At 72.4% G+C, this 18,067-nt stretch carries 12 protein-coding genes; 8 read left to right on the top strand and 4 right to left on the bottom strand.

What is annotated here, in order from left to right; genetic code table 11:
- Nucleotides 1–195 precede the first annotated feature (195 nt).
- The 4 genes from IDM40_RS16125 (at nt 196) to IDM40_RS16110 (ending at nt 5,805) form a co-directional block, all read left to right on the top strand.
- Entirely contained in the window at nt 196–1,578 is a 1,383-nt protein-coding gene (locus IDM40_RS16125; RefSeq protein ID WP_407939981.1) for a PhoH family protein, read from the top strand.
- Between the two features lie 161 nt (nt 1,579–1,739).
- Nucleotides 1,740–2,348 (top strand): DUF1707 SHOCT-like domain-containing protein, encoded by a 609-nt coding sequence (locus IDM40_RS16120; RefSeq protein WP_193122824.1) that lies wholly within the window; start codon nt 1,740–1,742, stop codon nt 2,346–2,348.
- Nucleotides 2,349–2,528: 180 nt separating this feature from the next.
- Nucleotides 2,529–3,917 carry a class II fumarate hydratase gene (locus IDM40_RS16115; protein WP_193122823.1) on the top strand — a complete coding sequence of 463 codons (1,389 nt, stop codon included), beginning with the start codon at nt 2,529–2,531 and terminating at the stop codon, nt 3,915–3,917.
- A gap of 202 nt (nt 3,918–4,119) precedes the next feature.
- Nucleotides 4,120–5,805, top strand: coding sequence for a serine/threonine-protein kinase (locus tag IDM40_RS16110; RefSeq protein WP_193122822.1), 1,686 nt, complete (start codon nt 4,120–4,122; stop codon nt 5,803–5,805).
- Between the two features lie 129 nt (nt 5,806–5,934).
- Here the strand turns inward: IDM40_RS16110 and IDM40_RS16105 are convergent, their stop codons facing one another.
- Nucleotides 5,935–6,609, bottom strand: coding sequence for an aggregation-promoting factor C-terminal-like domain-containing protein (locus IDM40_RS16105; RefSeq protein ID WP_193122878.1), 675 nt, complete (start codon nt 6,607–6,609; stop codon nt 5,935–5,937).
- A gap of 57 nt (nt 6,610–6,666) precedes the next feature.
- On the bottom strand, nt 6,667–7,356 hold the full coding sequence (locus IDM40_RS16100) for an aggregation-promoting factor C-terminal-like domain-containing protein (RefSeq protein ID WP_193122821.1): 690 nt from the start codon (nt 7,354–7,356) through the stop codon (nt 6,667–6,669).
- A gap of 1,337 nt (nt 7,357–8,693) precedes the next feature.
- On the opposite strand from IDM40_RS16100, the gene IDM40_RS16095 reads away from it, so the two are divergent.
- Nucleotides 8,694–13,196, top strand: a complete 4,503-nt coding sequence (locus tag IDM40_RS16095) for an SCO7613 C-terminal domain-containing membrane protein (RefSeq protein ID WP_193122820.1) — start codon at nt 8,694–8,696, stop codon at nt 13,194–13,196.
- Between the two features lie 63 nt (nt 13,197–13,259).
- On the opposite strand, the gene IDM40_RS16090 is transcribed toward IDM40_RS16095, so the two are convergent.
- Entirely contained in the window at nt 13,260–13,712 is a 453-nt protein-coding gene (locus IDM40_RS16090) for a winged helix-turn-helix transcriptional regulator (protein WP_193122819.1), read from the bottom strand.
- A gap of 118 nt (nt 13,713–13,830) precedes the next feature.
- On the opposite strand from IDM40_RS16090, the gene IDM40_RS16085 reads away from it, so the two are divergent.
- Nucleotides 13,831–14,709, top strand: a complete 879-nt coding sequence (locus IDM40_RS16085; RefSeq protein ID WP_193122818.1) for an SDR family oxidoreductase — start codon at nt 13,831–13,833, stop codon at nt 14,707–14,709.
- Nucleotides 14,710–14,803: 94 nt separating this feature from the next.
- Here the strand turns inward: IDM40_RS16085 and IDM40_RS16080 are convergent, their stop codons facing one another.
- Entirely contained in the window at nt 14,804–15,772 is a 969-nt protein-coding gene (locus IDM40_RS16080) for a lytic polysaccharide monooxygenase auxiliary activity family 9 protein (protein ID WP_193122817.1), read from the bottom strand.
- A 420-nt stretch (nt 15,773–16,192) separates the two neighbouring features.
- Here IDM40_RS16080 and IDM40_RS16075 point away from each other — a divergent pair, with 420 nt between their 5' ends.
- Both IDM40_RS16075 and IDM40_RS16070 read left to right on the top strand, forming a co-directional pair.
- Entirely contained in the window at nt 16,193–17,152 is a 960-nt protein-coding gene (locus IDM40_RS16075; RefSeq protein ID WP_193122816.1) for an ABC transporter ATP-binding protein, read from the top strand.
- A complete protein-coding gene (locus tag IDM40_RS16070) occupies nt 17,149–17,970 on the top strand; it encodes an ABC transporter permease (RefSeq protein WP_193122815.1) in 822 nt (273 codons plus the stop codon). The genes IDM40_RS16075 and IDM40_RS16070 overlap by 4 nt, the downstream gene beginning before the upstream one ends.
- Nucleotides 17,971–18,067 lie beyond the last annotated feature (97 nt).

Genomic DNA, 18,067 nt, shown 5'->3' with positions numbered 1-18,067 from the left:
GGGTCGGACGGCGCGTAGCGTCGGTGAGCGCGGGTGGCGAGCGGCCACCCGCTCGGGAGGCCCCAACTCATTGAATCCCTGCGTTCACGCGGATATTCGACGAGGAGGGCCGGACCCGGCCCTCGTGGGCCCGGTCCCGGTCCTCCATGATCCCGTGACAGCGGGGTGCCCCAGCGGCACCCAAGGGGAGAACGAGTGGCTAGTACCTCGACCGATCGCCGTGACACCCGGTCCGTCGCCGACCTCCACCCGGTAGGCGTGGAGGGGGCACGCGTCTACGTGCTCGACACCAGCGTCCTGCTCGCCGACCCGTCGGCGATGACCAGGTTCGCAGAGCACGAGGTCGTCATCCCCGTCGTGGTCATCACCGAGTTGGAGCACAAGCGGCACCACCCCGAACTGGGGTTCTTCGCCCGCGACGCGCTCCGCCGCCTGGACGACCTGCGGGTCGCCAACGGCCGCCTGGACGTCCCCGTCCTGGTGAACGAGGACGGTGGCACCCTCCGTGTGGAGCTCAACCACAGTGATCCGGGGGTGCTCCCGGCCGGTTTCCGGCTGGGTGACAACGACACCCGCATCCTCACCGTGGCCCGCAACCTCCAGGTCGACCTGGAAGCGGAGGCCGAGGAGGAGGACACCGAGGCGGGGGAGGTCGTGCTCGTCAGCAAGGACCTGCCGATGCGCATCAAGGCGTCCTCCATCGGGATGACCGCCGACGAGTACCGCGCCGAACTCGCCGTCGAGCACGGCTGGACCGGTATGGCCGAGCTCGACGTGCCCGCCCACAGCATCGGCGAGCTCTTCGAGTCGGGCTCCAGCGACATCGAGGAGGCCCGCGACCTGCCCTGCCACACCGGGCTGGTGCTGGTCTCCGAACGCGGCAAGGCCCTGGGCAGGGTCCAGCCGGACAAGTCGGTGAAGCTGGTGCGCGGTGACCGGGACGTCTTCGGCCTGCACGGACGCAGCGCCGAGCAGCGCATCGCCCTCGACCTGCTCACCGACGACGACGTCGGCATCGTCTCCCTCGGCGGCCGCGCCGGTACCGGTAAGTCCGCCCTCGCCCTGTGCGCCGGCCTGGAAGCGGTCATGGAACGCGGCCGCCACCGCAAGGTCGTGGTCTTCCGCCCCCTGTACGCCGTCGGCGGCCAGGAGCTCGGCTACCTGCCCGGGACCGAGAACGACAAGATGACCCCCTGGGGCCAGGCGGTGCACGACACGTTGTCCGCGGTGGCCGGCGAGGACGTCATCGAGGAGATCGTCGACCGCGGGATGCTCGAGGTCCTGCCGCTCACCCACATCCGTGGCCGGTCCCTGCACGACGCGTTCGTCATCGTCGACGAGGCCCAGTCGCTGGAACGCAACGTGCTGCTGACGGTGCTCTCGCGCCTGGGTGAGAACTCGCGGGTCGTGCTGACCCACGACATCGCCCAGCGCGACAACCTGCGCGTGGGCCGCCACGACGGGGTCGTGGCCGTCATCGAGAAGCTCAAGGGCCACCCGCTGTTCTCGCACGTGACCCTGAACCGCTCGGAGCGCTCCCCGGTGGCCGCCCTGGTCACCGAGATGCTGGAGACCTGAGCGGCGTCCGCCCGGCCCGCCCCGCGCACCCTCGGGGCGGGCCGCCCCTGTGCCCGGGGGGCGTGGCGGGTCGGACGGCGGGTGTGCTGCGGTGCGCCGGGCTCGCGGAGACGGGGGTGGATCAGGGCGGGCCGGAGCGCCACGACCTAAGCTGGTGCGCTGTGAGTGAGGAAGTCCCGCCCGAGCGGCTCCGTGCCTCCGACAGCGACCGCGCGCGTGTCCTGAACGCCCTGCGCGACGCCGTCGCCGACGGCCGCATCGACATGGACGAGTTCGACGAGCGCAGCGACCGGGTCCACGCCGCCCGGACCCTCGGCGAACTCCCGGCCCTGACCGCCGACCTGCTGCCCGCCGAACGCCAACCGATCCGCCTGGACCCCCAACCCGTCATGGGGCTGCTGACCGGCCTCAGCCGGCGCGGGCGCTGGGTCTGTTACCCCGACGAGAACGTCGTCGCGGTGGCCGGACGGGTCGACATCGACATGCGCGAGGCGTTGTTCCTGCGCAACCACCAGCGCCTCAACGTCACCGCGGTGCTCGGGCGGGTGGAGATCGACGTGCCCGAGGGCGTGGAGGTGCGCATCACCGGGCGTTCCTTCCTCGGCCGCAACAGCACCACCGCACGCGCGGCCGACCACCCGCGCCCGCCGGTGCTGGAGATCACCGGGTTCACCCTGTTCGGAGTGGTGCGGGTGCGGGCCCCGAGGCGCCGCCGTCGGCTGGGCGGCCTCGTGCGCAGGCGCCGTATCGCACCCCGAGGCCGCGCCTGAGCCCGGCCGTCGGCCCGCATCCGTGTGCCCACCCCGGGGCCCGATCCTGTGCGACTGGTGTGACCTGCACGAACGCGGGCATGGCGTGCGTAACACCGTGAACCGTGGGTGAGTTCCCAGAGCGCCGCGTGTGTCTGGCAGGCTTTGTTTCACAGGTTTTCCCAGGAGAGATGGGTAGCAATGAGTGAGTTCCGCATCGAGCACGACTCGATGGGTGAGGTCCAGGTTCCTGCCGAGGCCAAGTTCCGGGCCCAGACGCAGCGTGCCGTCGAGAACTTCCCGATCTCGGGGCAGGGTCTGGAGCACGCGCACATCGCCGCCCTCGGTGAGATCAAGGCCGCCGCGGCCAAGGTCAACGCCGAGCTGGGCGTGATCCCCGACGGCCACGGCAAGGCGATCCGCGAGGCCGCCCTCGAGGTCGCCGGCGGCAAGTGGAACGGCGAGTTCCCCGTCGACGTCTTCCAGACCGGCTCGGGCACCTCCAGCAACATGAACACCAACGAGGTCGTCGCGTCGGTCGCCAAGGAGCGCAGCGGCCTGGACGTGCACCCCAACGACCACGTCAACGCCTCGCAGTCGTCCAACGACGTCTTCCCCTCCTCCATCCACATCGCCGCCACGGCCGCTGTGGCCAACGACCTGATCCCGGCGCTGCGGCACCTGGAGGGCGCCCTCAACCGCAAGGCGATCGAGTTCGCCTCCGTGGTCAAGAGCGGTCGCACCCACCTCATGGACGCCACCCCGGTCACCCTCGGCCAGGAGTTCGCCGGGTTCGCCGCGCAGGTGCGCTACGGCGTCGAGCGCCTCGAGGCCGTCCTGCCGCGCGTGGCCGAGCTGCCCCTGGGCGGTACGGCGGTCGGCACCGGCATCAACACCCCCGACGGGTTCGCCGGCCGGGTCATCGCCGAGATCGTCGCCAACACCGGCCTCCCGCTGTCCGAGGCCCGCGACCACTTCGAGGCGCAGGGCGCCCGCGACGCGCTCGTGGAGCTGTCCGGCCAGCTGCGGACCATCGCCACCGGGTACTGCAAGATCGCCAACGACATCCGTTGGATGGGTTCGGGCCCCACGACCGGCCTGAGCGAGGTCTTCCTGCCCGACCTGCAGCCCGGTTCCTCGATCATGCCCGGCAAGGTCAACCCGGTTCTGTGCGAGGCCATGCTCCAGGTGTCCTCGCAGGTCGTGGGTAACGACGCCGCCGTCGCGTTCGGCGGGGCCAGCGGCAACTTCGAGCTGAACGTGCAGCTGCCGATGATCGCGCGCAACGTGCTCGAGTCGGTCCGCCTGCTCTCCAACGTGTCGCGGGTCTTCGCCGACCGCTGCGTCGCCGGCATCGAGGCCAACGAGGAGCAGTGCCGCACCTACGCGGAGTCCTCGCCCTCCATCGTGACGCCGCTGAACCGCTACATCGGCTACGAGGAGGCCGCCAAGGTCGCCAAGCAGTCGCTGAAGGAGAAGAAGACCATCCGCGAGGTGGTCCTCGAGCGCGGTTACATCCAGGACGGCAAGCTCACCGAGGCGCAGCTCGACGACGCCCTCGACGTGCTGGACATGACCAACTCCCAGTAGTTCCGGTCGCACTCACGGGGCACGCCGCGCACCCGCGGCGTGCCCCGTCGTGTGTGCGGGGGAGGGGGCGCGGGTCACGGCTGCGGGCGCGGGTGAGGGCCGCCGGTGCGGGGGCTAGTCTCTCGGGGGAACCAGTCCGTACCGGGGCACGTCCGACACGGGTGTCGGAAGGTCCCCGTCAGCCGCTTCGAGAGGGCGATACATGTCGAGCAACGGCGGTGGTGAGCGCCTCGTCGCGAACCGTTACGTTCTCCGCCGCGAACTGGGCCGGGGCGGTATGGGCATCGTCTGGCAGGCCCATGACCCGCAGCTCCACCGGGACGTGGCGATCAAGCAGGTCCTGCTGCCCGGGCACTTCACCCCGGCCGAACGCGAGGACGCCCACGCGCGCGTGCGCCGCGAGGCCCGGTCGGCCGCCCGTGTCTCCCACCCCACGGTCATCACGATCCACGACGTCTTCGAGTGGGAGGACAGCCCCTGGGTCGTGATGGAGCTCGTCGAGGGCGGGTCGCTGTCGGAGATGCTCGAGCGCGAGGGCGCCCTGGACCCCGAGCGGGTCGCGCAGATCGGCGACTCCCTGCTGCGGGCCGTGCACCACGCCAACGAGGTCGGTGTGCTGCACCGCGACGTCAAGCCCGGCAACATCATGATGTCCACCGACGGGCGTGTGGTGCTCACCGACTTCGGGATCGCCACCATCGAGGGCGGGCCCAGCATCACCCGCACCGGCGCGCTCGTCGGATCGCCCGAGTACATGGCCCCCGAACGGCTCGAGGGCGGCGAGGCCGAGCACCGCAACGACCTGTGGTCCATCGGTGTGACCCTGTACGCCGCGGTGGAGGGGCGCTCGCCGTTCAACCGCGACACCATCACCGCCGCGATCGCCGCCGTCGTCTCCGGGCAGGTGCCGCCGATGGAGCGCGCGGGGTGGTTGGAGCCGGTCATCTCCGGGCTGCTGGAACGCGACCCCGACCGGCGGATGACCGTCGACCAGGCCCTGCACCTGCTGTCCACGCGCGGCGCGGGCGCCCACATGCACCAGGTGCCCAGCGGTGCCCAGGAGCCCCACCACGCCCACGCGGCGGCCGTTCCGCCGCCCCACGACCCGTACGCGCAGCCCGCGTACCACGCGCACCCGGCCCAGCCCGGGCGTGAGCGCCGCGGCCTGCGTACCGGGACCATGCTCGCCTTCGGCGCCGCCGGGGTCGCGCTGGTGCTGGTGGCGGGCGCCGTGCTCTACGCCGTGGGGCAGTCCGGGGGCGACGGTGACGGCGAACAGCTCGGGGTGCCGCCGGGGGAGGACCGTCCCGACAGCGAGCAGGGCCCCGACGGTCCGGGCGGACCGGACGACCCGGACGCGGCGGGTGGCCAGCCGGAGCTGGACGAGGACGGGGACCCGCCCGGCTACGACGAGCTGGAGGCGTTCCGGGCCGAGCCGTTCTCGATCGACCACCCGCAGGGGTGGGAGGTCGACGACAGCGATATCGGCCAGGACACCGCGATGTTCTACCCGCCCGGGTACGACCAGCAGCTGTGGGTCGCCGGCTGGTCGGAACCGCTCGACGCCGGAAGCAGCCACGCCTACCTCGTCGAGACCGACGGCGGGACCGTCGACGATCCGTCCACGAGCGGGTTCCAGTCGCTCGACGTGGGGGCGCTGGACGACGACGACTTCCCCCAGGACTGGGACGTGGCCTTCATGGAGGCGGAGTTCACCAACGACACCTGGCCCACCCCGGAGCGGCACTACTGGATCTACGCCGTCGCCGTCGAGCACCAGGGCGAGCAGATGATGTACAACGTGTCGGTCAACGTGCCCCGTGAGCAGGAGGACTTCTACGACGACCTGCACGAGGACGTCATCGAGACCTTCAACCCGCACCTGTAGGGGCGCTGCCCGGGCCCGGCGGCTGCCGGCTCGGGGACGGGGCGGCCTGCGGGCGCCCCGGAACAGGGGAAGGCCCCGCGGCCGAACGACCGCGGGGCCTTCCCGGTGCTGCGTGGTGCGGGGGCGGGATCAGTACCAGCCGTTGGCCTCGGAGTGCTCCCAGGCCGCGCAGGGCGTGTTGTACCGGTCCTTGATGTAGTCGATGCCCCAGTCGATCTGCGTCGCGGGGTTGGTCGCCCAGTCGTCGCCGTGCGAGGCCATCTTGTCGCCGGGCAGGGACTGGGGGATTCCGTACGCGCCGGAGCTGGAGTTCTCGGCGGTGTGGTCCCAGTTGCTCTCGCGCTCCCAGAGGGGCTCGAGGCAGTTGTCGAACTCTTCGGAGCCCCAACCCTCGGACTCGACCACCTGGAGCGCGTACTCCTTCGGGTCGCCGGAGAAGCCGGGGTCGGAGGAGCCGGAGTCGTCGTCCTCCTCGTCGTCCTCCGTCTCTTCCTCGACGTTGGATCCTTCGATGGAGCCGGACTGCACGCCGCCGCCGAGCACGGAGTCGCGCCGTTCCCCGGCCTGGGCACGCAGCTCGGCGAGCTCGTCCTCGGTGAGTTCGTCGGAGGCGTCGAAGAAGTCTTCCTCCGAGCTCTCGGCGTCGGTGTCGGTGTCTTGCGGCTCTTCGGTCTCGGTGTCCGGGGCGGCGGCGTTCAGGGCCGCGTCCGGTTGGAGACCGTCGTTCGCGAAAGCGGTCGCAGCGAAAGTCGCGCCGGCGACCAGAGTCGCCGCACCGACCGCCGCCGTACTACGCAGCGACATTCGGTTGAGTAGCACGATTGCCTTCCCAAGAGGGGGTCAATGGCACGGAAAGCCCTATTAGTACCAGTTGTTGGCCTGAGAGTGGGACCAGGCCTCACACGGGCTTCCGTACCGGTCCTTGATGTAGCTGAGTCCCCAGGAGATCTGGGTCGCGGGGTTGGTCTCCCAGTCGTCGCCGTGCGAGGCCATCTTGTTCCCGGGCAGTGCCTGGGGGATGCCGTACGCGCCGGAGCTGGAGTTCTCAGCGGTGTGGTTCCAGTTGCTCTCCTTGTCCCAGAGGGGTTCCAGGCAGTTGTGGAACTCATCGGCGTCCCAACCCTCGTCCAGGACCATCTCGAGTGCGGTCTCCTGGGCCGAGCCGTCGGGGGCCGAAGCTGTGTTGCCGCCGCCGGAGGGGGCGGAGGGTTCGGGGCTCTCCGTGGTGGAGGGCTCTTCCGGTTCCGGTTCTGGTGCGGGCTCGTGCACGGCCTCGCCCTCGCCGCCCGCCGAGCGCACGCCCTGGTCGACCGACTGCTCGGCCTCGGAGCGGCGCTGCTCCAGGTCGGCCTCGCCGTCGCCGGCCTCGGGGGAGGCGTCGAAGAAGTCCTCCGAGGAGCTCGCCGCGGGCGGTACCGCGGCCGCGGAGGCCTGGCCGGGGTCGACGTCGCCGGTCTGGGCGAAGGCCCCGACCGCCAGCGTGGAGACCGCGACCAGGGCCGCGGCGCCGACGGCGCTGAGGCGGCGCGGTGTGAACGGGTTGAGTGGCACGATCGCCCTTTCGCGTTGACGCACGGCGCAGCTCTTGTGAAGCCGTGTTCCGCCGTGATTGCGCGCTGGCCGCGTGGCCCGGGAAACGGCGCGGACGGGCGGAGGGTCTGGTCCGCTCGACGGTCCGCGGCGTGGGTGTCTCACGCGGCGTGGGGGGATGCTGTTTCAGCGTCCTCAGCCTGCATCATCGTCACGAGCGCGTAACACCGTTTTTGCTGTGCCTTGGGTCACATCACGGAATGTGCCGGTTTTACGCGCCTCTGACCAGCCCCTCGGGGACGGAGAGTAAATTACCTCGTGCCCGAGCAACGGTGTGGGGAGGTTCTCGTACTCAGTACGGGTGAGTATCCGTACCGATGTGCGGACCCTTTGCCGGCCGCCACGATGCCGGTATGAACGCACACGACCCGCCCCTGCTGGAACGGTTGCGCCGGATCGACCGCCGTCTCCTGGTGCTGAACCGGCGCGTTCGCACGCTGCTGGCCGAACGCGACGCCCTCGTCGCGCGCCTGCGCACGACCCCGGCCCCCAGCCCCGCGCCGGAACCCACGCCCGTGCCCGCCCCTGATGCGACGGCCGAGGCGTTGGAGACGCCTGAGACACCTGAGGCCCGTGCGGCGTATTCGGCACGGGATGCGCACAGCGTGCAGGTCGCTCGTGATGCGCACGGCGCGCATGATGCGCAGTCGGCACACCGCTCGTGGGCCGAGCACGGCCCGCAGCATGTGTACGAACGGCAGGGTGCGCGTAGCGCGCAAGGCGCTCGTGATGCGCAGGACGCACATGGTGCGCATGACATGTCCGCGGCGTATGAAGCCCGCGCTGCGTGCGGTGCTCAGGGTGCCTACGAGGCGGATGTCCGGCATGAGGCGCACGAGCATGAAGGACGTGTCCAGCGAGGTGTGCAGGCCGCGCATGGTGAGCCGGGGGCGCGGAATGCGCATGGCGCGCATGAGGCGACGTCGGCGCGCGTAGCGCGCGAGGGGAACGAGGCCCCGGGCCAGGCCGCTGCGCCTGGTGCGCGGGTGGTGCCCGCGGTGCCTGAGGGGTTCGAGGCCGGTGCGCACGCGGCTGCGCCGCTCCGGACCGACGCGCACGCCTCCGAAGTTGCGCGCGTCGCGTCCGCATGGGCGCCCGAAGCACACGGTGGTCCGGGTGTCCATGGGGCACACGAGGTGCCACAGGCGCCGGGCGTGCATGCGCAGCAGGATGTGCAGGCCGGGTCCGCGACGCATGGGGAACGTGCGACGCACGCGATCCACGAGGTGCATGCTGCGCACGCCGAGCAGGATGCGCGTGCTGCGCAGGGCGCACGTGATGCTCGTGAGGTTCGCGCCGTGGATGGGGCGCAGCCTGGGAGTGGGCGCGGTCGGGAGAACGCTCGGGTCGCGGGGTCCGGGATCGGCGCGGTTCCGGAGATCCGCCGCCACTCCGCGCGCAACGCCATCCTCGGGCTCGGCGCGGCCCTCATGTCCGTGGCCGCCCTCGTCTTCGCAGTCTGGGCCTGGACCGCCGCTGACACCGGAACCCGGGCCCTCATGCTCCTCAGCGTGACCGCGGGCGTCGCGTGGCTCGCCGTCCCCCTGCACCGGCGCGGGCTCGGCGCCACCGCCCAGGCCCTGGGCGCGCTCCTCGTCGTCCTCCTCGGCGTGGACGCCTTCCTCCTGTGGGTCCTCCTCGGACACGGCGTCGATCCGGCCGGGTACGCCGCGGGTGCCACCGCGGTCGTGGCCGCCCTCCTCGCACTCCACGGCCGGTACGTGCCCCTGCACGCCAACGCCCCGGTCGCCGTGGTGCTCGCCCAGCCGGTCCCGGTCCTGATCGTCGTCTCCGCCTCGCCCGGAACCGGATCCTGGGTCTGGCTTGTGGCGGTGGTCGCCGCCACCGCGCTCGCCGACGCCCTGGTCCTGCGCGTGTGCACCCCCGTCGGCCTGCGCACGAGCGCGGGTGTGATGACGGCGCTGGCGCTCGGCGCCCTGGTGTTCGCGGTCCCGGCCACCACGACCCCCGACGCCTGGTGGGCCATCGCCGCGGTCCTGCTCCTCGCCGGATCCGCGGGCCTCGTCCAGGCGCGCGGGGAGATCCGCGAGGTCGTTTCGGTGGCCTCCGCCCTCCTGCTCGCCCTGGCGCCCCTGGCCGCCTCCCGCACCGCGAGCGTGCTCTTCCCCGGCCCCCTCGCCTGGTGGTGGGCCGACGACCTGCAGCTCCTGGGCGTCCCCGCGACCGAGATGCTCCGCGCCGGAACCGAGACCCCGGCCGCCGGCGTCCTCACGTTCGGCCCCGTCCTGGTGGCGGCCCTGCTCGGCGCGGGCGCGGTCCGACTGCTCTCCCGGCAGTACCTGGTCCCGCACCTGGCCGTCGCCCTGCCGCTCACGGTCCTGCCGTGCGTGCTCCTCCTCGGTGCGTCGCACGCCGGCCTCGTCGCGACCACCCTCGCCCTGGGGACCGCGATGCTCTTCGCATCACGCCGGATCCCCGGACACAGCCCGTGGACCCTGGCGATCGGCGGCTGCGCGACCCTGGCGCTCGGCCTCTGGTGGTCCACCGCCGTGCAGCACTCCCTGGTCGCGACCCTGGTGCTGTTCGCGGTGCTCGCCCGCGTGTGCCTGCACCTGCGCCCCCGTACCGACACACCACGCCCCACAGAACCCGTTCCCTCCGCACAGGGCCGGGGCAGCGGTGGCGCGCCCGAGGGGAAGAGCGCCTCGGGTGCCACCGTGGCCGCGACACTGCGTTCCTGCGCCCTGGCCCTGTGGATCCTGACCATGGTCGCGGGAACCGTCCACGTCATGGTCCTGGCCGCCACCCTCCAGGTCGGCCCGCAGGAGCCGTCCGCCCCTTGGTGGGCCGCGGCCCTGGTCACCCTGCTGTGCGCGGCGTTCGGCCTGACCTGGGGCGGAGCCGCCCGCCCGGCCGGGATCGTGCTCATGCCGGTCGCGGTTCTCGTGGCCGGCCCGGCCCTCGCCCCGCTCGCCCGCCTCGTCCCGGAGGTGGGGCGCGGCGCACCGACCCTGTGGCAACCGGCGCACACGGTCCTGGACACCTCGGTCTCCGGCGGCGCGGCCACGGCGGTCGCGGTGCTGGTCGCGGGCGCCGCGGCCGTGGCGCTCTCGTGGTGGCTCGACCGTGCGTGGTGGCCTCTCGTGACCTCCTTCGTGGCCCCGCTCGCGCTGTTGCCGGTGCCGATCGTGATCGGAGCGCCGTTCGCCCCGACCGTCGTTCTGGCGCTGGCCGTGGGCGCGGGGCTCCTGGCGCTCGTGGTCGTGTCGGGTGACCGGACCGAGGCACGCTGGGTTCCGGTCCTGGTCGGAGCCGTGGTCCTGCTGTGGGCGCTGGCCTGGTCGCTCGCCTCCGTGTACACCTCGGTGCCGACCCTGGCCGCGCTGGCGGTGGGCGCCCTGGTCCTCCTGCGCCGGGGTGTGCCCCGAGCCGAGTCCATGGCCCGGAACGCTGCTGCCGTCACCGCCGGGGTGCCCGCGTGGGCCGCCGCCGCGCGCGCCGCCCCGATCCGCGCCGTCGCACGTGCCCTGCAGGCGAGCGCGGTCGCCCTGTGGGCCACGGTGCTCGTGGTGGGCGCCGTGCACCTGGCTCTGCTCGCGTTCACCCGCGACCCCGCCGTCGGATGGTGGTGGGCCGCGGCGCTGGTGACCCTGGTGTGTGCCGCGGTCGGGCTCTCCCTCGGCCGCACGCTCCGTTGGACGGGCGTCGTGCTCATGCCGGTGACCGTTCTCGTGGCCGGCCCCGCCCTGGGGCCGTGGCTGCGACCCGGACCGGGTGTGCACGGGCTCTGGGGTGCGCCGGACGCGGCCCTGTGGCAGCCCGCGCACGTCGTGCTCGGAACGTCGACCTCGGAAGGCCTGCTCACGGCGGTCGCGGTGCTGGTGGCGGGTGCCGCCGCCCTGGCGGTGACGTGGAGGCTCGACCGCGCCCGGCTCCTGCTGGTCGTGTCCCTGGTCGCACCCGTGGCCCTGGTTCCGCTGCCCGTCGTGCTCGGAACCCCGTTCGCCGTGTCCGTGCTGTGGACCCTGGCCGTCGGCGCCGGGCTCCTCTCCGTTCCCGTGCTGCGGGGGATGCCGGCCCTGCGAGGCGCGATCCCCGCCCGCCACGTGGAGGAGAGCACCGGCCCCGCCCTGTCCCGTGCCGGATGGGTCCCGGTCCTGACGGGCTCCCTGGTGCTCCTGTGGGCCCTGGGGTGGTCTTCGGTCTCGGTGTACACGACCGCCCTGACCCTGCTCGTCTTCGCCGGCCTGGCCCTGACCGTCCTGCTCCTCGCGGTCCCGCGCGTTGCCGACCCTGTCGCCGCCCGGGCCCTGCGCTGGACCTCGGCCGGACTCTGGGGCACGGCCATCGCTATCGGAACGGTGCACGTGTCCGCGTTCGCCGCCCTCACCGGCGGTCCGCTCGGGCTCTGGTGGGTCGCCGCCCTGACCGCTCTGGTGTGCGCGGCGTACGGCCTGGCCTGGGGCGATGTGCTCCGAGCCGTCGGGGTTGTGCTCATGCCGGTGACCGTTCTCCTGGCCGGGCCCGCCCTGTCCCCGCTCCTCACGTTGGGGCCCGCCGCCCACGGCCCCTGGGGTGCGCCGGACGCGGCCCTGTGGCAGTCCGCGCACACCGTGCTCGGAACGTCCACGTCCGAAAGCGTGCTCACGGCGGTCGCGGTGCTGGTGGCGGGTGCCGCCGCCCTGGCGGTGACGTGGAGGCTCGACCGTGCCCGGTCCCTGGTGGTCGCGTCGCTGGTCGCACCGGTGGCCCTGGTCCCGGTCCCCGTCGTCCTGGAGCTGCCGTTCCTGGCCGCGCTCCTGCTCACCCTCGCCGTCGGCGCGGCCCTGACCACGGTCGCCGCCCTCCGTCGGGAGCACACCGTCGACCTGTGGCTCCCGGGGCTTCTGGGCGCCGCGGTGCTCGTGTGGGCGTTCATGTGGGCGCTGGCCTCCGACGTCTCCACGGTCGTGGCCCTGCTCGCCGTCGCCGTCGCGGGGGCCACCGCCGCCGCACTCGCCCGAACCTCCGTGGTCGCGGTCATCGCCACCGCCGTGGCCACGGGCGCGACCGGCGGCAGCACCCTGGTCGTCCCGCTGACCCTCGGGATGCCGGTGGAACACGCCGCGCTGCTGCCGATCGCCCTGACCGCGGCCGTCGCGGCGGTCGCGCCCCGCCTCCGGAGCCCGCTCACCGAGGCCGCGGAGATCCCGGCGTCCCTGTGGGCCGTCGCCGCGCTCGTCCTGGCCATCGTGTTCGGGGTGCGAGGGGAACTCGTCGCGCTCGGTCTGGCGTGCCTGGGCGTGGTGTCCCTGTGCACCGCTCTACGCCCCGACCGCCGGCCCCTGGCGCTCGGCGGAACCGCGCTGATGTTCGCGGCCCTGTGGACCGCCCTCGCTTCCTGGGACGTCACGGTCCCCGAGGCTTACACCGCACCGCCGGCGCTCGCCGCGGTCGCCGTGGGCTGGGAATGGAGCCGCCGCGCGGGCCGGGGCGCGGTGCCCTCCAGCTGGCTCGCGCACAGCGGTGGACTCCTGTTGCTGCTGGGGCCGTCCACGGTGCTCGCGGTGGTCGAGGAAGAACCGGTGCTGCGGATCCTCGCGGTCGTGGCCGTCGGGCTCGCCGTCACCCTGTGGGGTCTGCGGTCCCGCCTCCGGGCCCCGCTGGTCATCGGTGGTGCCGCGCTGCTGGTCGTGTCGGTGCGCGCGTTCGGGCCGCCGTTCATGGACCTGCTCGTGGAGCTGCCCAACTGGCTCCCGTTCGCGGCCGTCGGGGCGGTCCTGCTCACGGTCGGCGCGCGGTACGAGGCGAGCCTGCGCGGTCTGCGGACCCTGCGCCGCGCCTACTCCGAGATGCAGTGACAGGAACCCGGAACCCGGTCGGCTCGGTCCGTGTGACCGGGCCGACCGCACGGCCCTGCGCAGTCAGCCCTCTTCGGTCCCGCCGGAGGGGGACGCCGAGCCGGCTTCTTCCGCTGCGCCGCTCTTCTCCGCGGCCTCCGGTTCCCGCTCGGCCTCCGCGGTGCGTTCCCCGACCCAGTGCAGCAGCGGGAGCAGCAGGTCGGCGGCCTCACGTCCCGCGTCGGTGAGCCGGTACACCACGTACGGCGGGACCACCGGGCGTGCGTCTCGCAGCACGAGCCCGTCGCCCTCCAACGTGCGCAGGGTCTGGGCGAGCATCTTCTCGCTGATGCCCTCGATGGTGCGCACGAGCTCGCTCCACCGGCGGTCGCCCTCGTGCAGAGCGACCAGCACGAGCACGCCCCACTTGCTGGTGACGTGCGACAACAGGTGGCGGGACGTGCACTCGCCCGAGAAGAGGTCTGCGGCGATCAACCGGTCGCGTTCGGTCGCACGTGAAGCAGGCGGGGTGTCCATGCAGGGGAACTTACCAAAAGGTGCGTACCCAACTTCTGGAATGGTCGGTCAGGTGTGGCGGTTGGCGCTGGTGAGCCCCGGGGGACCACCGGGGAGCGCACCACGAGAGGAACACCCCATGTCCGTTGTCGTCACCGGAGCCACGGGTCAGCTCGGCCGCCTCGCCGTCGAGAACCTCATCGCCCGCGGGACCGACCCGGCAGGGATCACCGCCGCCGGACGCAACGCCGACCGCCTCGCCGAGCTCGCGGAGAGCGGTGTGGCCACGGCCGCCATCGACTTCGACGACCCGGACACGCTCGAGGCGGCGTTCCGCGGCGCCGACGCGCTCCTGCTGGTCTCCGGCAGCGAGGTGGGCGCACGGGAGTCGCAGCACCGCAACGCCATCGAGGCCGCACGGGCCGCCGGGGTCGGCCACATCGTCTACACGAGCGTGGTCAAGGCCGGCGACACCACGCTGATCCTCGCCCCCGAGCACGAGCTCACCGAGGAGATGCTCGCCGCCTCCGGTGTCCCGCACACCGTGCTGCGCAACGGCTGGTACAGCGAGCTCTTCGAGGCCGAGCTGCAGCAGGGCGCGCAGTTCGGCGCGTTCGTCGGCAGCGCCGGCAAGGGCCAGGTGGCCGCAGCCTCCCGCGCCGACCTGGCCGAGGCCGCGGCCGTGGTGCTCCTCGACCCTGCCGCGCACGTCGGCGCCGTGTACGAGCTCACCGGAGACCACGCCTGGACCAACGACGAGGTGGCCGCCGAGATCACCGAACTCCTGGGCCGTCCGGTCGAGTACCGCGACCTCACCCCCGAGGCGCACGCCGAGGCGCTCATGGACGCCGGGCTCGACGACGGCCTGGTGCGTTTCCTCGTCGACATCGACCGCAACAAACTCGACGGCGAGCTGTCCCTGGTCACCGGTGACCTCTCCCGGATCCTGGGCCGCCCCGCGACGTCGCTGCCGGAGACGCTGCGTTCCCTGTACCGCGACGGCGCCGACGCGCAGTAGACCGCGAAGCGCCCCGGGCGCGGGGTTCCGCGCGCCCGGGGCGTCGGCATGAGCCGGACCGGCATGAGCCGTATCGGCCTGGTGCCGAGGAGGGTCAGACCTGCTCGGCGCTCTTGCGGCGGCGGGTCAGGTGCAGGGCACCGGCGCCCGCGGCCATCAGGGCCAGCGCGGCGGCGAAGAGCCCGGTGACGGCGGAACCGGTCTCGGGCAGGGTGCCGCCGGCCTGCTCGTCGTGGTCCCCGTGTGCGCCGTGGTCGTCCCCGGCGCCGTCGGCGGACCCGGAACCGTCGTCGTCGGCGGGAGCGGCAGCCTCGTCGGCCTCCTCCGCGCCGTGCTCGGCGTGGTCACCGTGGTCGGCGTCCTCGTAGGCGGTCAGGTCCACGTCGAACCCGTCGCCCTCGGCCGCGGTCGTCGTGGCCCCGGAACCGCCGCCGAAGACCACGTCGGAGCAGCTGTAGAAGGCCTCCGGGCTGTCGGTGCGCTGCCACACCGTGTAGATCAGGTGCTGGCCGCTCTTGTCCGGCAGGTCGGCGGTGATCTCGTAGACCCCGTTCTCCGCCTCCGGCCGGTCGTGCACCACGAACGGCTCCGACTCCAGGTCGTCCCAGGCCAGCGGGGTGCTCGGGTCCCAGTCGTCCGTGGTCACGTAGTACTCGATGTACCCCTCGTGCGGCACCGCGGCCGTGTACTCGAAGGTGTACTCGCCGCCGCCGGAGGGCAGTTCGGTCGCGGTCCAGTCGCCGGCGTTGTCCAGGGCGGAGTACTTGTCGCGCCCGGCGCTGCACAGCTCCCCGTCGGGGATCATGTCGCGGTGTTCGCCGTCGGCGTCGGGGAGGTTCACCTCGTGCCAGTCGTAGAGCGGCTGGGTGCCGTTCTCCTCGACCAGGCGCACGCACATCTCCGACTGCGGGCTCTCGGGGCCCTCCTCGTAACACGTGGCGATCCGGCTGACGGGGTCGCCGAGGGTTCCGTGCGCGCTCGCCGGCGCGACGGCCAGGCCGGTCAGGGCGAGCGGTGCGGCCGCCAGGGCGGCGGCCGTGCGGATGGTTCGTGCGGACCTCATGGGTTCGCTCCAAATTCTGTGGACAGCGGGGGAACCGCGCGGGTCGCGAGTCCGCGCGGCCGTCCGGGCTGGAGGACTTCCTTTCGGGCAGTCCGGCGTTCGTGCCGGGGTTCCAGCCCGCCCGAAAGGCGTGGAAGGTGACTATACAGATCCTGCGCCCAGAGGGAAGTTTTTCCGGAAAATCCTGAACTGACCTGCACGTTTGACGCGCTCTTCGCCCAACAGTAATGTTTGTTTCCTGCGTCCGGAGGTGGGTGAATTCAACCGATCTCGCGCACGGAAAAGTGTGCACCGATGTCCGAGTTCCGGGTGCCGTTTCCGTTATTCGTCATTGTCATTGGTGTCCGATTCCGGGGAAACGCGGCGCCACCAGCGGAAAAACAGTGGAACCGCCGGGGTGCCGCTGTCTACCGTGAACCCATGACCACACCTCCCAGCGGCCGGTCCGCAGCCCCGGCCCCCGGTGGCCCCACCGACGTCGCCGCGCTCCGGCTCGGCGGCGTCGTCAAACGCTTCGGAACCCTCACCGCCGTCGACGGTCTCGACCTCGAGGTCCCCCAGGGCACCGTGCTCGGCCTGCTCGGCCCCAACGGCGCCGGAAAATCCACCACGATGCGCATGCTCACCGGCCAGTCCCTGGCCACCGAGGGCCGCATCAGCATCCTCGGCCACGAGATCCCCGCCGAGTCCAAGTGGGCCCGCGCCCGCATGGGTGTCGTCCCCCAGCACGACAACCTCGACGAAGAACTCACCGTTGAGCAGAACCTGCGCATGTTCAGCTACCTGTACCGCGTCCCCCGCCGCGGCCGCCGCGAGGCCATCGAACGCGCCATGCGCCTCGCCCAGCTCGAGGACCGCGGCGACACGATCGTCGACGACCTGTCCGGGGGCATGCGCCGCCGCCTGCTCATCGTGCGCGCCCTGCTCCACCGGCCCGAGCTCGTGCTCATGGACGAACCCACCGTCGGGCTCGACCCGCAGGTCCGCCAGGAGCTCTGGGGCCTCATCGACGCCCTGCGCAGCGAGGGCGCCACCGTCCTGATGTCCACCCACTACATCGAGGAGGCCGAACGCCTCTCCGACGAGGTCGCCCTCATGGCCGCCGGGCGCATCGTCGAACGCGGCGTGCCCTCCGAGCTCGTCGCCAAGCACGCCGGCCGCACCGTCGCCGAGTTCACCGCGGGGGAGCAGGGCGTGTCCGGCCTGGAACGGCTCCTGCACGCGGACGGGTTCGCCACCCGCCGCACCGGGATCACCGTCTCCGCCCTGCGCGCCGAGGAGATCCCCGAGACCCTCCTCGAACAGCTCGGCACCCCGCACCGGCGCGCGGCCAACCTCGAGGACGTGTTCGTGGCCCTGACCGGGGAGAACGTCGAATGACCACCCAACAGACCCGGGCCGACGCCCGCCCCCGCGCGCACGTCAGGCCCGGCCGGTTCGAACTCGACGCCGTGCGCGGTGTCGTCGCCCGGGAGTGGATCCTCTACGGGCAGTCCTGGCGCGCCACGACCTTCGCCGCGATCGTCGAACCCACCATCTACCTGCTCGCGTTCGGTTTCGGCATGGGCGCGCTCATCGGAACCCTCGCGGGCTTCAGTTACATCGACTTCCTCGGGACCGGCATCGTCGCGGTCTCGGTCATGTTCCAGTCGATGATGCCCGCCGTCATCAACACCTTCATCAAACGCCGGTACCTGCGCACCTACCAGGCGGTCCTGGCCGCCCCCGTGGACGTGCGCGAGGTCGTCACCGGCGAGGCCCTGTGGCTGGCCATGCGCGCAGGTGTGTACGGGTGCGTGCCTCTGCTCGTCGCGGTCGCGTTCGGTCTGCGCCCGGGACCCGGGGCGTTCGCGGTGCCGTTGATCGCGTTCGTCGCCGGCTTCGCGTTCGCGCTGTTCGGGATCTGGATCTCGTCGGTGATCACCTCGGTCCGCTCCATGGACTACGTCTTCAGCGGGCTCTTCACCCCGTTGTTCCTGGTCGCCGGCACGTTCTTCCCCGTCACGGAGCTGCCGGACTGGGTGCAGACCGCGGCCATGGCCAACCCGCTCTACCACGCGGTCGAGCTCATCCGCGGGAGTGTGTTCGGACAGCTCACGCCGGGTTCGGTGCTCCTGCACACCGGCGTGCTGCTGGCCTTCATCGCGCTCATGTGGAGCCTGGCCTGCTTCCAGATGCGCCGGCGCGTCATCAGTTGAGGCGCGGTGGCCCGGCGCAGCGCTGGGCCGCGTCGCCGACCCCGGACACGACACGGGGCCGCGCCCGGATCCCTCCGGACGCGGCCCCGTGAGCCTG

Origin of the sequence: Nocardiopsis coralli, assembly GCF_014892575.1 — a bacterium.
Taxonomy (GTDB): Bacteria; Actinomycetota; Actinomycetes; order Streptosporangiales; family Streptosporangiaceae; genus Nocardiopsis; species Nocardiopsis coralli.
The sequence above is the reverse complement of the archived record's forward strand: the minus strand, read 5'-3'. Positions and strand labels throughout refer to the sequence as shown.